This is a genomic window from Xenorhabdus doucetiae (assembly GCF_000968195.1).
Classification (GTDB): domain Bacteria; phylum Pseudomonadota; class Gammaproteobacteria; order Enterobacterales; family Enterobacteriaceae; genus Xenorhabdus; species Xenorhabdus doucetiae.
Genome location: NZ_FO704550.1, coordinates 3,381,772 through 3,396,277, shown reverse-complemented (window position 1 = coordinate 3,396,277; position 14,506 = coordinate 3,381,772). Strand labels below are relative to the sequence as shown.

The window sequence follows — 14,506 nt, the reverse complement described above, 5'->3', positions numbered from 1 at the left end:
GAGTTGATTGCTCAGGGCTAACCGATGACATCCCACTGATAATACAGGAAAGATTAATGTGAGTCTGCATGACATCATCGAACTGGTCGTAAACTTCGTAAAAGCCCATGAAATTTGGGCAATTCCCATCATTTTCCTGCTGGCATTTGGTGAATCGCTGGCATTTATTTCCCTGTTATTGCCGGCAACAATCATTTTGCTGGGATTAGGCGCATTGATTGGTGAAAGTGGGTTAACTTTCTGGCCAATCTGGGTGGCTGCGGCCGCCGGCGCTTTCTTTGGTGATTGGCTCTCTTACTGGTTTGGTTTTCATTACAAAGAAAATGTCGGCAAGATGTGGCCGCTTTCCCGCCATCCCCAAACCTTGGTGCGCGGACATCGGTTCTTTGAACGATGGGGAGTATGGGGTGTTTTCATTGGGCGTTTTTTTGGCCCGTTAAGGGCGGTTGTACCGTTGGTGGCGGGGATTTGTGCTATGCCAAGACGCCATTTTCAGCTCGCCAATTTCGCTTCTGCCTTGATTTGGGCATTCGGTATCTTAGCTCCGGGCGCATTTGGCCTGCGTTGGTTAGCCGAATGGATGGGATAATTGCGAGCCGCTTTGCAAACTGAAAGAAAGCCATAAAAATACTCTGGACATCTATACAGCCTCTACTTAACTTACATTTATTACAGCGGGTAAATCAAAATGGTGTTAGTGAGGGTGTTTAGGTGGATATCCAGTGGTTGTATATGCTAATTGGCGGCTTGAGTGGATTGCTGGGCGGAGGGATCTTCGTCTGGCTTTCTGTTCAGCAGAGAATCCGGCAAAAAGAGCAGGAACTGCGTGAATTATATAGCCAACTGGCGGTCAGCCATGAAAAGCTGGAACAATCCCATTATTGGCGTACTGAATGTGATCAACTAAACCAGGCGTTGTTGGCTCAACGCGAAATTAATAGCGTGCAGGAAGCGGAATTACGCGAATGGAGTACCCGGCTTGAAGAAACCCGGCTGGCCGCGGAGGAAAAACAGCGTTTATTGATCAACAGTGAACAACGATTAAGTAGCCAATTTGAAAACCTCGCCAATCGCATCTTTGAACATAATCAACGCCGTACCGACGAACACCATCGCCAAAACCTTAATACTCTTTTGATGCCCTTTCGTGAACAACTTGAGGGATTCCGCCGTCAGGTACAAGACAGTTTTGGGCAGGAGGCGCGTGAACGCCATACTCTGACCCATGAAATTCGTAATCTCCAGCAACTCAATGCGCAGATGGCAAAAGAGGCCATCAATCTCACAAAGGCGCTGAAAGGCGATAATAAAATGCAGGGAAATTGGGGAGAAATGGTATTAGCGCGGGTTTTGGAAGCATCCGGCTTGCGTGAAGGGCATGAGTTCGATACACAGGTTAATATCAAAGCTGAAAACAGCGCACGTTTTCAACCTGATGTGATTGTGCATCTGCCACAGGGAAAAGATGTCATTATTGATGCCAAAATGTCGCTGGTCGCTTATGAACGTTATTTCAACAGTGAGGATGAAGAGCAACAGGCACAGGCATTACAGGAACATATTAACTCAATCAAAGGGCATATTCGTGGCTTGAGCCGAAAAGATTATCAGCAATTGCCCGGATTGCGATCGCTGGATTATGTTTTGCTGTTTATTCCCGTGGAACCGGCTTATTTGGTTGCGCTCAATCAGGCGCCAGAGTTACTTGATGAAGCATTGAAACATAATATCATGCTGGTTAGCCCCTCCACGTTGTTGGTGGCTATTCGCACGATCAATAATTTGTGGCGTTATGAATATCAAAGCCAAAATGCCCGCCTGATTGCGGATAAGGCGGCCAGAATGTATGACAAAATGCGATTGTTTGTGGATGATATGCAGGGGTTGGGGCAAAGCCTCAACAAAGCACAGGCAAGTTACCATTTCGCCATGAAAAAGCTGGTTGAGGGCAGAGGAAACTTGATTAGTCAGGCCGAAGGATTTCGTGATTTAGGTGTGGATGTGAAACGTCCTATCGATTCACAATTAATTGATAAATCTTTTCAATCGTTGCAGATAAATGAGTGAACTCTGAATAGGGTTTTATCGGAAAGGCTGGTACACTGGCTATAAATTTTTTTTGAATAAAAAGCGGACAATTAACATGGCAGATCAATCAAAAGAAACCACTGATTTTGGTTTCCGCACCGTAGCCAAAGAAGAAAAAAAAGAGATGGTGGCAGAGGTGTTTCACTCTGTGGCCGCAAAATATGACTTAATGAATGATTTGATGTCATTTGGCATTCATCGTATCTGGAAACGTTTCACGATTGAAACCAGTGGTGTTCGCCGTGGTCATAAGGTGCTTGATCTGGCCGGCGGAACCGGTGACCTGACCGCAAAATTCTCCCGCATTGTGGGGGAAAAAGGTCAAGTGGTTCTGGCGGATATCAACGACTCCATGTTGAAAGTCGGGCGCGAAAAATTACGCGATATCGGGATCGTCGGCAATGTCAGTTATGTGCAAGCCAATGCCGAAGAGTTGCCTTTCCCGGATAACCATTTTGACTGTATTACCATTTCCTTCGGTTTGCGTAATGTCACGGATAAAGAAAAAGCACTGCGTTCCATGTATCGGGTACTTAAACCGGGCGGGCGTTTATTGGTGCTGGAGTTTTCCAAACCGGTACTGGCACCGTTGAGCAAAGTTTATGATGCCTATTCATTTCATGTCCTGCCTAAAATCGGCCAAATGGTTGTGAAGGATGCGGACAGTTACCGCTATTTGACAGAATCCATCCGGATGCACCCTGATCAGGAAACCTTAAAAAGCATGATGGAAGAAGCGGGTTTTGACCAGGTTTATTACACCAACATGACGGGTGGGATCGTTGCACTGCACAAAGGGTTCAAATTCTGACATGGAAACACCCTCATCAAGCCATAGCATGCGTCCTGCGATATCCCATGATCAGGTGCTGTTTCCGGCATTGACCGCCTTTCTGGAAACCACCCTGAATCATCTGTTATACCGTGAAGCGGTACTAAAGCCTGCCCGTTTAAGACTGGCAGGTAAAATACTGTCTATCGAACTAAAAGAAATCGAAACACCTTTGATACTGATATTCAGTGACAGGCGAGTGGATGTTTTGAGCCAATGGTCAGAGCCGGCGGATTGCTCAATGAAAGCCACGATCCCGGCGCTGCTCAAGCTACGAGATCGTCAGTGTCTTTCAGCCCTGATTAACAGCGGTGAAATGGTTATTGAAGGGGATATGCAGGTTATTCAACAATGGTCTGCTTTGCTGGATATGTCAGAGTGGGATCCGGCTCATCACTTTTCCCCTTATGTCGGTGATATTGTCGCGGAAGGTCTTAGCCGGATGATGAAGAAGGGTTTTGCATTTGCCGGCCATACCCTTGCAAGGAAGAAAGCGTATTTTACCGAATCATTGACGGAAGAATGGAACCTGGTTCCCGGTGCGTTGGAAGTGGCCTATTTCAGTGAAGAAGTTAATGTGGTTGCCAATCAGGTAAACCAACTCGAAAAACGCTTGGCGGCACTGGAGGGAAAGCATGACGCCCAGTGAAATTAGGCGACTTTACTTTATCATCCGCGTCTTTCTTACCTATGGGCTGGATGAACTTATCCCCAATATTCGCTTGACATGGCCGTTGCGTTTTGGGCGTTATTTCCTGTTTTGGCTCCCTAACCGGCATCAGGACAAGCCCCTCGGCGAACGCTTGCGGTTGGCATTACAAGAACTCGGCCCGGTCTGGATCAAGTTTGGTCAAATGCTCTCCACGCGCCGTGACCTGTTCCCGCCGGCGATCGCCGATCAACTTTCGATGTTACAAGATCGGGTGGTTTCTTTTGATGGCGCAGTGGCGCGAAAATCGATTGAAACGGCATTAGAGGGGCCGCTGGAAACGTGGTTTGAGGATTTTGATCCCCAACCACTGGCTTCTGCTTCTATCGCTCAGGTACATACTGCCCGGTTGAAGGAAAATGGCAAAGACGTTGTTCTGAAAGTGATCCGGCCGGATATTCTGCCCGTCATTAAAGCTGACGTGCGGTTAATGTATCGTTTGGCAAATCTGGTTCCGCTGTTGCCGGATGGTCGTCGTCTTCGTCCGCGTGAGGTGGTGAGAGAATATGAGAAAACCCTGCTTGATGAGCTGAATTTATTACGTGAAGCCGCAAACGCAATTCAATTACGCCGTAATTTTGAAGATAGCCCGGTGCTCTATGTGCCAGAAGTCTATCCCGATTATTGTCGGGAAAATGTTTTGGTTATGGAGCGCATTTATGGCATTCCGGTGTCAGATGTGGCGGCTTTAGAGGCGCAAAACACCAATATGAAATTATTGGCGGAACGCGGGGTTCAGGTCTTCTTCACCCAAGTATTTCGCGATAGTTTTTTCCATGCAGATATGCACCCCGGTAATATTTTTGTCAGTTATGACAAGCCGGAAGATCCGACTTATATCGGCATCGATTACGGTATTGTCGGCTCTTTGAATAAAGATGATAAACGCTATTTGGCCGAAAATTTCATTGCTTTCTTCAATCGTGATTATCGTCGGGTCGCTGAACTGCATGTCGATTCGGGTTGGGTGCCAGCGGATACCAATGTGGAAGATTTTGAATTTGCCATCCGTACCGTTTGTGAGCCGATTTTTGAAAAACCGCTGGCTGAAATCTCATTCGGGCATGTTCTGCTGAACCTTTTCAATACCGCCCGGCGTTTTAATATGGCCGTTCAGCCCCAGTTGGTTCTGCTACAAAAAACATTGTTATATGTTGAAGGCTTGGGTCGTCAACTTTATCCTCAGCTTGATCTGTGGAAAACAGCAAAACCTTTTCTGGAGGATTGGCTGCATGATCAGGTTGGCCTTCCTGCTATCGTGCGAGCCTTTAAAGAGAAGGCGCCTTATTGGGCAGAAAAGCTACCGGAGCTGCCGGAACTGGTGTATGGCACGCTTCAACAGCACCGACGTTTACAGAGCAGCATTGATCAGATATCGCAACAATTCAGGGAGCAACAGATCAGGCAGCGCAAGTCGCTTTATTTATTGGGGATTGGTGCAACGCTCTTTATCTGTGGTAGTTTGTTTTTCATCATCGATCAGAAACATCTGGCATGGGGCATGATAGGGGCAGGAATGGCAGCATGGGGATTGGGCTGGCGTCATTTAAACAAGCGTCAGTCGTGAATGAATATTAAATGAAAGTCATTCTGCTGCGATCCTTGGTATGATCCGTTATTCTCGAACATAAAGTTCGTCGTTTATAATTAAGTCACGAGTAATATTCTGATGAATAGAGGGAGGTCAGTATGGGTGGTATAAGTATTTGGCAATTACTCATCATTGCTGTCATTGTCGTTTTGGTGTTTGGTACGAATAAACTTCGCACCTTGGGTTCAGATTTGGGTGAATCCATCAAAGGCTTTAAAAAGGCCATGAGTGATGATGAAAAACCCGAACAGCCGGAAAAAATGAGTCAGGATGCTGATTTTGACACGAAAAACCTCACTGAAAAGTCTACGGCAGCGCAATCTGAAAAATCAGAGAATAAAAGTAAAGACAAAGAGCAGGTATAAACCGTGTTTGACATTGGTTTTGGTGAACTACTGTTAGTGATGGTCATCGGCTTGGTTGTTCTGGGGCCGGAGCGTCTGCCTATTGCCGTCAAAACAGTGGCCGGGTGGATTCGGGTATTGCGCTCGCTGGCGGCGAATGTCCAGAATGAACTGGCTCAGGAACTGAAATTGCAGGAGCTTCAGGACACGCTGAAAAAAATGGAAGAAAAAGCCGATATGCAGTCATTGTCGCCAGAATTGAAGGCAACCATGGAAGAATTAAAGGAAGCGGCGGAATCATTGAAAAAACAGTATCAGTTGCAGCCGGACGAAATGAGTGAATTGGAAGAAGACGAAACGCATTTTCATTCTTCGACATCCCAATCGGCTGAAAAACCAGAGCAACAGAAAAAAACATCTCCTGAACAAGCAAATGGCGAACACTGAAAACATGTCTGTGGATGATACCCAACCTCTTATCAGTCACTTGATTGAACTGCGTAAGCGGATTTTAAATAGCTTAATTACCGTGCTGATCGTGTTTCTGGCATTGGTCTATTTTTCCAATGATATTTATCGGCTGATTGCAGCGCCTTTAATGGATCAATTACCGAAAGGCGCAAACATGATTGCGACAGACGTTGCATCCCCTTTTTTTACCCCGATTAAACTGACTGTGATGGTGTCTATCTTTGTTTCGGCACCGATGATCCTTTATCAAGTCTGGGCATTTATTGCACCGGCACTGTATAAGCACGAACGCCGTTTGATTATGCCCTTGCTGTTTTCCAGTAGTGTCTTGTTTTATATGGGAATGGCATTCGCCTATTTTGTCGTTTTTCCCATTGCATTTGGTTTCTTTGTCAATACCGTGCCAGCCGGGGTGGTGATCTCGACGGATATCAGCAATTACCTGAGCTTTGTCATGGCGCTGTTTATGGCTTTTGGCGTTTCATTTGAAATACCCATTGCCATTATTCTGCTGTGTTGGAGTGGCGTAGTCACGCCACAATCGCTGAAAAGAAAACGGCCTTATATTTTAGTCGGGGCGTTTGTGGTGGGGATGCTGTTAACACCGCCTGATGTTTTCTCACAAACTTTGTTGGCGGTTCCCATGTATTTGCTGTTTGAACTGGGGATTTTGCTTTCACAGTTTTATGTTGGCAAAAATGTTGGCAAAAAAAAATAATCTGATGCCAAACATTCATGGTTATCGCTAACTGATTGAGGGTGTTAACATCATTATCACGAAACGATGCTTATTGACTCAGTCACCCAGCGCGTTGTCGCTGGGTTTTTTTACATTAGGAGAATGTATGAGCTATGTATTTCCGGGCGCATTTCCCGGTCGTCGTATGCGCCGTATACGCCGTCATGATTTTTCCCGCCGCTTGGTTGCTGAAAATCAACTGACGGTTAATGACCTGATTTATCCCGTATTTGTTATGGAAGGGTCAAATCAACGTCAGGAAGTACCGTCAATGCCAGGAGTGTATCGTCTGACAATCGATCTTTTGCTGAAAGAAGCAGAAGAGATTGCCCGACTGGGTATTCCTGTTTTGTCTCTGTTTCCGGTAATTGAAGCAGACAAAAAATCACTGGATGCGAAAGAGGCCTATAATCCAGACGGTTTGATCCAGCGTTCTGTGCGTGCCCTGAAAGATGCGGTGCCTGAATTGGGCCTTTTGACCGATGTCGCACTCGATCCCTTTACGACCCACGGTCAGGATGGGGTGATTGATCAGGATGGCTATGTTATCAATGACATTACCAAAGATATTCTGGTCAAGCAGGCATTGTCCCATGCGGAAGCCGGAGCTGAAATTGTCGCCCCAAGCGATATGATGGATGGCCGTATTGGTGCGATCCGTGAGCAGCTTGAGCTGGATAATTACATCAATACCCAAATCATGGCTTATTCTGCCAAATACGCTTCTTGTTACTATGGGCCATTCAGGGATGCCATTGGTTCCAGCGGCAACCTGAAAGGGGGGAATAAGATGACCTATCAAATGGACCCCGCCAACAGTGATGAGGCATTGCAGGAAATTGCGCAGGATTTGCAGGAAGGTGCCGATAGCGTCATGGTGAAACCGGGTATGCCGTATTTGGATGTGCTCCGTCGGGTGAAAGAGACTTTTGGTGTGCCGACATTTGCTTATCAGGTTTCTGGCGAATATGCCATGCATATGGCAGCCATTCAAAATGGTTGGTTGAAAGAGCAACCCGCGATTATGGAATCGTTATTGTGTTTCAAACGAGCGGGTGCCGATGGCGTGCTGACCTATTTTGCCAAGCGTGTGGCACAGTGGCTGCATGAACAAAAATATTGATTATCGCTATCGCGTGGTTATAAAAGAAAACGGGCAATTTTGCCCGTTTCTTAATTAGACTTTGATGAAGTGCTTATTATCCAAAACCTTAGAAACTTCTTTATTGAGAATATTCAGTAAGAGAATAGAACGGGTTTCCCCATCCGGTTCGTTATAAATGGCTTGAATACCCTCGAAGATCCCCTCAGTGATCAAGACCGTATCACCCGTAATTGGGGTCTCAGGTGCGATATATTCTTGCTCAGTCACAGACATTAATTCGTCGATTAATGTCTGTGGCACAATGGCAGGGTAAGTGCTGAACCGAATAAAATTATTGACACCCCGGGTTGAATTAACGGTAGTGGTATGAATAAGTTCGGGATCAAAGTGAACAAACAGATAATTGGGAAACAGGGGTTCGGTAACGGTGGTTCGTTTACCCCGAATGATTTTTTCAATTTTGGCTGTAGGTGTTAGGCAAATAACGTCCTGTCTCTCTAAGTTTTCTATTGCCCGAGTGACTTGCCCACGTTTACAGTAAAGAAGATACCAATTTCCCATAATATTTCGACTCCATTACGCAGAATGTCTAGCATAACAAAACCCGCACTCAAGGGTCATCAATAAAAATGGAACTTATTTAAAAGTGTAAGCCGTATTTTTTTATATTCTACCGCGCTTATTTTCAATAAAAGTCTCATTTCGTTATATCTGAGGAATCTGCCCCACAAGATTGCACTAAATCCATTGCCTTTTAGCGGGTTATGAGTTTACCTTGTAACCCTCATGAGAGGGTTTATAATGGCTTTCCCTCCTAAAAATCGGCACAAATGAATAATATGAAATATCGCGATCTAAGAGACTTTCTTTCCTTGTTGGAACAATCTGGTGAATTAAAACGAATTCGGATGGAAGTTGACCCCTATCTGGAAATGACTGAAATTGCAGATCGTACTCTTCGTGCCGGTGGGCCTGCTTTATTATTTGAAAATCCTAAGGGATATTCGATGCCTGTGTTGTGCAACTTGTTTGGGACACCTAAGCGGGTTGCCATGGGAATGGGACAGGATGATGTTAAGGCACTGCATGATGTGGGTAAGCTATTAGCTTTCCTTAAAGAGCCTGAACCACCAAAAGGCTTTCGTGATTTGGTTGATAAGCTGCCTAAATTCAAACAGGTTTTGAACATGCCAACCAAACGCCTTAATTCTGCACCTTGTCAGGAGCAGGTTTGGGCGGGGGATGAGGTGGATCTCAGCCGTATTCCGGTTATGCATTGCTGGCCGGAAGATGCCGCGCCATTGATTACATGGGGATTGACGGTCACTAAGGGGCCGAATAAAGAGCGCCAGAACTTGGGTATTTACCGTCAACAGGTATTGGGCAAAAACAAACTGATTATGCGCTGGTTATCACACCGTGGCGGGGCACTTGATTTTCAGGAGTGGTGTCAGGCACATCCGGGTGAGCGTTTTCCGGTGGCGGTTGCATTGGGTGCTGATCCAGCCACGATATTGGGCGCGGTGACTCCAATTCCTGATACGTTGTCTGAATATGCGTTTGCTGGATTATTGCGCGGGCATAAAACCGAAGTTGTGAAATGTCTCTCCAATGATCTGGAAGTGCCTGCCAGCGCTGAAATTATCCTTGAAGGTTATATTGAGCCGGGTGAAATGGCACCGGAAGGGCCATATGGTGATCATACCGGCTATTACAATGAAGTTGATATGTTCCCGGTATTTACAGTAACCCATATTACCCAACGCAGTGATGCTATCTATCATTCCACTTACACCGGGCGTCCACCGGATGAACCGGCAGTGCTGGGTGTTGCGTTGAATGAGGTTCTGGTGCCAATATTGCAAAAACAATTTCCTGAAATTGTGGATTTTTATTTGCCGCCAGAGGGCTGTTCTTATCGACTCGCGATCGTGACAATAAAAAAACAGTATGCAGGCCATGCCAAGCGAGTGATGATGGGTGTTTGGTCATATCTGAGGCAATTTATGTATACAAAATTTGTTATCGTTTGTGATGATGATATCAATGCGCGAGACTGGAATGATGTCATCTGGGCGATAACAACGCGAATGGACCCGCAGAGAGATACTGTCTTAATGGAAAATACCCCCATTGACTATCTCGATTTTGCCTCTCCTGTTTCTGGATTAGGTTCAAAAATGGGGTTAGATGCAACCAATAAATGGCCAGGAGAGACACAAAGGGAATGGGGGCGCCCGATAGTGATGAGCGATGAGGTTCGGGCCCGTGTCGATGAAATTTGGGATCAATTAGATATTTTGAAGCGATAAGAGGGAACGCATGACAATATTAAGTTGTAAAGTAACATCGGTTGACTCCATTACAGATACAGTTTATCGGGTTCGTTTATTACCTGACTCGCCTTTTTCTTTCCGTGCAGGGCAATATTTGATGGTGATTATGGATGAAAGGGATAAGCGCCCTTTTTCCATGGCATCACCACCGTCAGAAAAACAGATGATTGAGCTGCATATTGGGGCTTCTGAGCTAAATCTCTATGCGATGGCAGTCATGGATAGGATCTTGGATCAGAAAGTCATTGATATTGATATTCCACACGGTCAGGCATGGTTTCGTGAAGACAGTGAAAATCCGATGTTATTGATTGCGGGTGGAACAGGGTTCTCGTATACCCGTTCTATACTATTGGCCGCGTTGGAAAAAAATCCCAATCGTGAAATTGCTATCTATTGGGGTGGACGAGAGCTGCAACATCTTTATGATTTAAATGAGTTGCAGTTATTGAGTGAACGTTATCCCAATTTGACCGTTGTTCCGGTGGTTGAACAGGTTGATGAACACTGGCGCGGGAGAACCGGCACCGTGCTGAGCGCAGTTTTAGAAGATTTCGGCAGTTTGGCAAATCATGATATCTATATTGCCGGTCGCTTTGAGATGGCTAAAATTGCCCGTGAACGGTTCTGTAGTGAACGTGATGCCTCTGTTGATCGTATGTATGGCGATGCGTTTGAGTTTATTTGAGCCGTTTGTCGATAAGTCGTTTTACTAAATAAGAAATAAAAAACCCGCCCCTGACAGGCGGGAAACTACGGCAACAACTTATCAGAGTGATGCAATAGACAAGACAGACAAGGGAAAACCGTTAAATTTCAATCATTAAGTCGGCTACGTTCTCTATTCCAGTAGCCAACTTCTGATCGTTAGACTCTTTCAATAATCGTGGCGATACCTTGGCCTAACCCGATACACATGGTTGATAGCCCGAACTGAACATCTTTACGTTCCATCAAGTTAAGCAGGGTAGTGGTAATGCGAGTCCCAGAACAGCCTAATGGATGCCCAAGAGCAATTGCGCCACCATTTAGGTTGATTCTGTCATCCATACTCTCCAGCAGATTCAGCCCTTTTACACAAGCCAAGGATTGTGCCGCAAATGCTTCGTTCAATTCCATGACGCCAATGTCCGCAAGACTTAATCCGGCTTTCTTCAAGGCCATTTGGGTAGCAGGCACCGGGCCATAACCCATGATAGATGGATCACAGCCGACAACTGCCATTGAGCGGATACGAGCGCGAGGCTTTAACCCTAACTCTTTCGCTTTGCTTTCGCCCATGATCAGCATGGCTGAGGCGCCATCAGAAAGCGCTGAGGAGTTACCCGCCGTCACACTGCCGGTGACGGGATCAAAAACAGGACGTAGCGCAGCCAAATCTTTTAGATTAGTCTCTGAGCGGATCACTTCATCGAAAGTGACGAGTTTTATATTCCCGTCGGCATCATGTCCATACATTGGCACGATTTCGTTGGCGAACGCCTTTGATTCGGTGGCTTGTGCTGCGCGTTGATGAGAACGCAGGGCAAACTCATCTTGCATTTCACGGCTAATGTTATACATTTTGGCCAGCATTTCGGCTGTCAGCCCCATCACACCGGCTGCTTTGGCAACATTGCGGCTTAACTTAGGATGAAAGTCGACACCGTGTGTCATGGGAACATGCCCCATGTGCTCAACACCGCCAACCATCACAATACTGGCATCACCCGTCATAATCATGCGGGCACCGTCGTGCAGTGATTGCATTGAAGAACCACAAAGGCGGTTAACTGTGACGGCGGGGACGGAATGGGGGATCCCTGCCAGCAATGCCGCGTTACGCGCAATATTGAACCCTTGTTCCAGAGTTTGTTGCACACATCCCCAAGAAATATCATCGATATCTTCAGGTTTAACGGCAGGATTGCGCTTAAGTATGGATTTCATCAGATGTGCACTGAGATCTTCGGCACGGACCTGACGGAATACACCCCCTTTTGAGCGCCCCATTGGGGTACGGATACCATCAATAATAACTACGTTTTCCATGTTTTCAGACCTCACGCTTTTTCACCTGGATTAACAGCAAGTTCTGCCGGTGCAGGGTAGTAACTTTCATTGCTTTCGGATTTTGCTTTCAGGCCCGCAGGTACGTGATAGAGCGCGCCCAAGTGCGCATAACTTTCTGCCAGCTTCACGTAGGCTGCGGTTCCCATAGTATCCAAGTAACGGAAAACACCACCGTGGAATGGCGGGAAGCCCAAGCCATATACCAGAGCCATATCCGCTTCTGCCGGGCTGGCAATGACACCTTCTTCCAAACAACGAACAACTTCGTTAATCATCGGGATCATGGTTCGGGCAATGATCTCTTCGCCAGAGAAAGCCTGTTTCGGCTTGCTGATGCTGGCCAGTAACTGATCGGTCGTTTCATCCTGCGCTTTTTTCGGTTTGCCTTTTTTATCCTGGACATATTGATAAAAACCGACGCCATTCTTCTGACCATAACGCTGATTTTCAAATAATACATCAATGGCATCCCGATAATCGCGACTCATGCGGTCGGGGAAACCTTGGGCCATAACCGCCTGTGCATGGTGAGCGGTGTCAATGCCGACAACATCAATCAGATAAGCGGGACCCATTGGCCAGCCAAACTCTTTTTCCATGATTTTGTCGATTTGGCGGAAATCACCGCCATCACGCAGCAACATGCCAAAACCCGCCAGATAAGGGAACAATACGCGGTTGACAAAGAAGCCAGGGCAGTCGTTAACCACGATGGGGGTTTTACCCATTTTACTGGCATAGGCGACAACGCTGGAAATTGTCTTATCTGAGGTTTTTTCTCCACGGATGATTTCGACCAACGGCATACGATGCACTGGGTTAAAGAAATGCATGCCACAGAAGTTTTCCGGGCGTTTGAGTGATTTTGCTAATTCAGTGATTGGGATGGTGGAGGTATTCGAAGCTAAAATACAGTCATCGCTGATATAGGATTCTGCTTCTGCCAGAACGGCTGTTTTGATTTTAGGATTCTCAACCACAGCTTCAACCACAATCTGGGATTGCTCAATACCGGCATAATTCAGGGTGGGTTGAATAGATGCCAGAATCTTGGCCATCTTCATGGCATCTAAGCGCCCACGCTCAAATTGTTTATTCAGCAACTTGGCCGCTTCATTGACACCTAAATCCAGCGCTTTTTGATTGATGTCTTTCATCAGAACAGGAATGCCCTTGCGCGCTGATTGATAGGCAATCCCTCCTCCCATAATTCCCGCACCCAATACCGCCGCATGTTCAGGTGTCGTGACGGCTTGCAGGTGTTTTTTCGCCAACCCCTTAACATATTGGTCATTCAGGAAGATACCGACTAAAGCATGGGCGACAGGGGTGTGTGCCAATGATACAAAACTGGCGGATTCCAGTTTCAGGGCTTCATCGCGACCCAGTATCGCCGCTTTTTCAATGGTTTTTACCGCAGTGATGGGTGCCGGATAATGAGAACCGGCCACTTTCATGACCAACCCTTTTGCTACGGTGAAACTCATGGTACGTTCGATCTCATTGAGATTCAGTGGCATCAGTTTAGGCTGGCGAGCCGCTTTCCAATCTAAATCTCCTCGAATGGCTTGTTCCAACACTGAAACCGCAGAATCACGTAATTTTTCGGCAGAAACGACGGCATCAACCAGACCATTTTTCAACGCTTCTTCAGCGCCAATATCTTTTCCGGCGGAAATGATTTCGAGAGCATTATCCGTACCAATCAAGCGCGGCAGACGGACAGAACCCCCGAACCCCGGCATGATGCCCAGTTTTGTTTCGGGCAATCCGATACGCAGATCCGGGGAGGCGACACGAAAATCAGTTGAAAGGACTAATTCACATCCCCCGCCAAGGGCATAGCCATTGATAGCGGAGAGAGTTGGAACAGGGAGATCTTCTATGCGGTTAAAAATATTGTTGGCGAGATCCAGTAATTCGTGCAGTTTTTCTGCGGGTGCATTAAATAGCGATAAAAATTCTGTGATGTCTGCGCCGACAATAAACGCGGGTTTTTCAGAACGTATCAGCAACCCTTTTAGTTCAATTGCTTGCTCAAGGGCGGCAACGGCCTGATCCAGTGACGTCACCGTTTTTGTATCTAATTTATTAATTGCAGCCGGTGCATTGAAGATCAGTTCAGCAATGCCATCTTTCAGCCATTTTACTTGAATAGTTTCACTTAGGTAGAGCATGTCATTCTCCTCAATGAGTGCATACCATCTGGTATGACCAGATGAGGTTGATTGTGATTAAT

Annotated in this window: 14 protein-coding genes; 11 read left to right on the top strand and 3 right to left on the bottom strand. The window is 46.4% G+C overall.

Features of this window, described 5'->3' with window-relative positions:
* Nucleotides 1–58 precede the first annotated feature (58 nt).
* The 9 genes from XDD1_RS14780 (at nt 59) to hemB (ending at nt 7,897) form a co-directional block, all read left to right on the top strand.
* Complete coding sequence (locus XDD1_RS14780) at nt 59–589, top strand: DedA family protein (protein WP_045972353.1); 531 nt, start codon at nt 59–61, stop codon at nt 587–589.
* A gap of 143 nt (nt 590–732) precedes the next feature.
* The gene (rmuC, locus tag XDD1_RS14775) at nt 733–2,067 is read left to right on the top strand and encodes a DNA recombination protein RmuC (RefSeq protein ID WP_045973676.1); all 1,335 of its coding nucleotides are present in this window, start codon (nt 733–735) and stop codon (nt 2,065–2,067) included.
* Nucleotides 2,068–2,143: 76 nt separating this feature from the next.
* On the top strand, nt 2,144–2,899 hold the full coding sequence (gene ubiE / locus XDD1_RS14770) for a bifunctional demethylmenaquinone methyltransferase/2-methoxy-6-polyprenyl-1,4-benzoquinol methylase UbiE (protein WP_045972351.1): 756 nt from the start codon (nt 2,144–2,146) through the stop codon (nt 2,897–2,899).
* A gap of 1 nt (nt 2,900) precedes the next feature.
* Nucleotides 2,901–3,569, top strand: coding sequence for a ubiquinone biosynthesis accessory factor UbiJ (locus tag XDD1_RS14765; protein ID WP_045972350.1), 669 nt, complete (start codon nt 2,901–2,903; stop codon nt 3,567–3,569).
* Nucleotides 3,556–5,196: a ubiquinone biosynthesis regulatory protein kinase UbiB gene (gene ubiB, locus XDD1_RS14760; RefSeq protein ID WP_045972348.1), complete on the top strand. Its 1,641-nt coding sequence runs from the start codon at nt 3,556–3,558 to the stop codon at nt 5,194–5,196. Before XDD1_RS14765 ends, ubiB begins: the two co-directional genes overlap by 14 nt.
* Before the next feature lie 122 nt (nt 5,197–5,318).
* Complete coding sequence (gene tatA / locus XDD1_RS14755; RefSeq protein ID WP_045972346.1) at nt 5,319–5,585, top strand: Sec-independent protein translocase subunit TatA; 267 nt, start codon at nt 5,319–5,321, stop codon at nt 5,583–5,585.
* Nucleotides 5,586–5,588: 3 nt separating this feature from the next.
* Entirely contained in the window at nt 5,589–6,011 is a 423-nt protein-coding gene (tatB, locus tag XDD1_RS14750) for a Sec-independent protein translocase protein TatB (protein WP_045972344.1), read from the top strand.
* A 4-nt stretch (nt 6,012–6,015) separates the two neighbouring features.
* Nucleotides 6,016–6,753, top strand: coding sequence for a Sec-independent protein translocase subunit TatC (tatC, locus tag XDD1_RS14745; RefSeq protein ID WP_045973674.1), 738 nt, complete (start codon nt 6,016–6,018; stop codon nt 6,751–6,753).
* A 127-nt stretch (nt 6,754–6,880) separates the two neighbouring features.
* Nucleotides 6,881–7,897, top strand: a complete 1,017-nt coding sequence (hemB, locus tag XDD1_RS14740; RefSeq protein ID WP_045972342.1) for a porphobilinogen synthase — start codon at nt 6,881–6,883, stop codon at nt 7,895–7,897.
* 54 nt (nt 7,898–7,951) lie between these two features.
* Here the strand turns inward: hemB and rfaH are convergent, their stop codons facing one another.
* Entirely contained in the window at nt 7,952–8,440 is a 489-nt protein-coding gene (gene rfaH / locus XDD1_RS14735; protein WP_045972340.1) for a transcription/translation regulatory transformer protein RfaH, read from the bottom strand.
* Between the two features lie 278 nt (nt 8,441–8,718).
* Here rfaH and ubiD point away from each other — a divergent pair, with 278 nt between their 5' ends.
* Both ubiD and fre read left to right on the top strand, forming a co-directional pair.
* A complete protein-coding gene (gene ubiD / locus XDD1_RS14730; RefSeq protein ID WP_045972338.1) occupies nt 8,719–10,191 on the top strand; it encodes a 4-hydroxy-3-polyprenylbenzoate decarboxylase in 1,473 nt (490 codons plus the stop codon).
* 10 nt (nt 10,192–10,201) lie between these two features.
* Entirely contained in the window at nt 10,202–10,903 is a 702-nt protein-coding gene (gene fre, locus XDD1_RS14725; protein ID WP_045972336.1) for an NAD(P)H-flavin reductase, read from the top strand.
* Nucleotides 10,904–11,082: 179 nt separating this feature from the next.
* Here fre and fadA read toward each other — a convergent pair whose 3' ends face one another.
* Nucleotides 11,083–12,246, bottom strand: a complete 1,164-nt coding sequence (gene fadA, locus XDD1_RS14720) for an acetyl-CoA C-acyltransferase FadA (RefSeq protein WP_045972334.1) — start codon at nt 12,244–12,246, stop codon at nt 11,083–11,085.
* Between the two features lie 11 nt (nt 12,247–12,257).
* On the bottom strand, nt 12,258–14,444 hold the full coding sequence (fadB, locus tag XDD1_RS14715; RefSeq protein WP_045972331.1) for a fatty acid oxidation complex subunit alpha FadB: 2,187 nt from the start codon (nt 14,442–14,444) through the stop codon (nt 12,258–12,260).
* Nucleotides 14,445–14,506 lie beyond the last annotated feature (62 nt).

What these genes read in the sequence shown, in the direction of transcription:
- rmuC (WP_045973676.1), top strand. Translation starts at nt 733, where the DNA reads ATGCTAATTGGCGGCTTGAGTGGATTGCTGGGCGGAGGGATCTTCGTC.
- ubiE (WP_045972351.1), top strand. Translation starts at nt 2,144, where the DNA reads ATGGCAGATCAATCAAAAGAAACCACTGATTTTGGTTTCCGCACCGTA.
- XDD1_RS14765 (WP_045972350.1), top strand. Translation starts at nt 2,901, where the DNA reads ATGGAAACACCCTCATCAAGCCATAGCATGCGTCCTGCGATATCCCAT.
- ubiB (WP_045972348.1), top strand. Translation starts at nt 3,556, where the DNA reads ATGACGCCCAGTGAAATTAGGCGACTTTACTTTATCATCCGCGTCTTT.
- tatA (WP_045972346.1), top strand. Translation starts at nt 5,319, where the DNA reads ATGGGTGGTATAAGTATTTGGCAATTACTCATCATTGCTGTCATTGTC.
- tatC (WP_045973674.1), top strand. Translation starts at nt 6,016, where the DNA reads ATGTCTGTGGATGATACCCAACCTCTTATCAGTCACTTGATTGAACTG.
- hemB (WP_045972342.1), top strand. Translation starts at nt 6,881, where the DNA reads ATGAGCTATGTATTTCCGGGCGCATTTCCCGGTCGTCGTATGCGCCGT.
- rfaH (WP_045972340.1), bottom strand. Translation starts at nt 8,440, where the DNA reads ATGGGAAATTGGTATCTTCTTTACTGTAAACGTGGGCAAGTCACTCGG.
- ubiD (WP_045972338.1), top strand. Translation starts at nt 8,719, where the DNA reads ATGAAATATCGCGATCTAAGAGACTTTCTTTCCTTGTTGGAACAATCT.
- fre (WP_045972336.1), top strand. Translation starts at nt 10,202, where the DNA reads ATGACAATATTAAGTTGTAAAGTAACATCGGTTGACTCCATTACAGAT.
- fadA (WP_045972334.1), bottom strand. Translation starts at nt 12,246, where the DNA reads ATGGAAAACGTAGTTATTATTGATGGTATCCGTACCCCAATGGGGCGC.
- fadB (WP_045972331.1), bottom strand. Translation starts at nt 14,444, where the DNA reads ATGCTCTACCTAAGTGAAACTATTCAAGTAAAATGGCTGAAAGATGGC.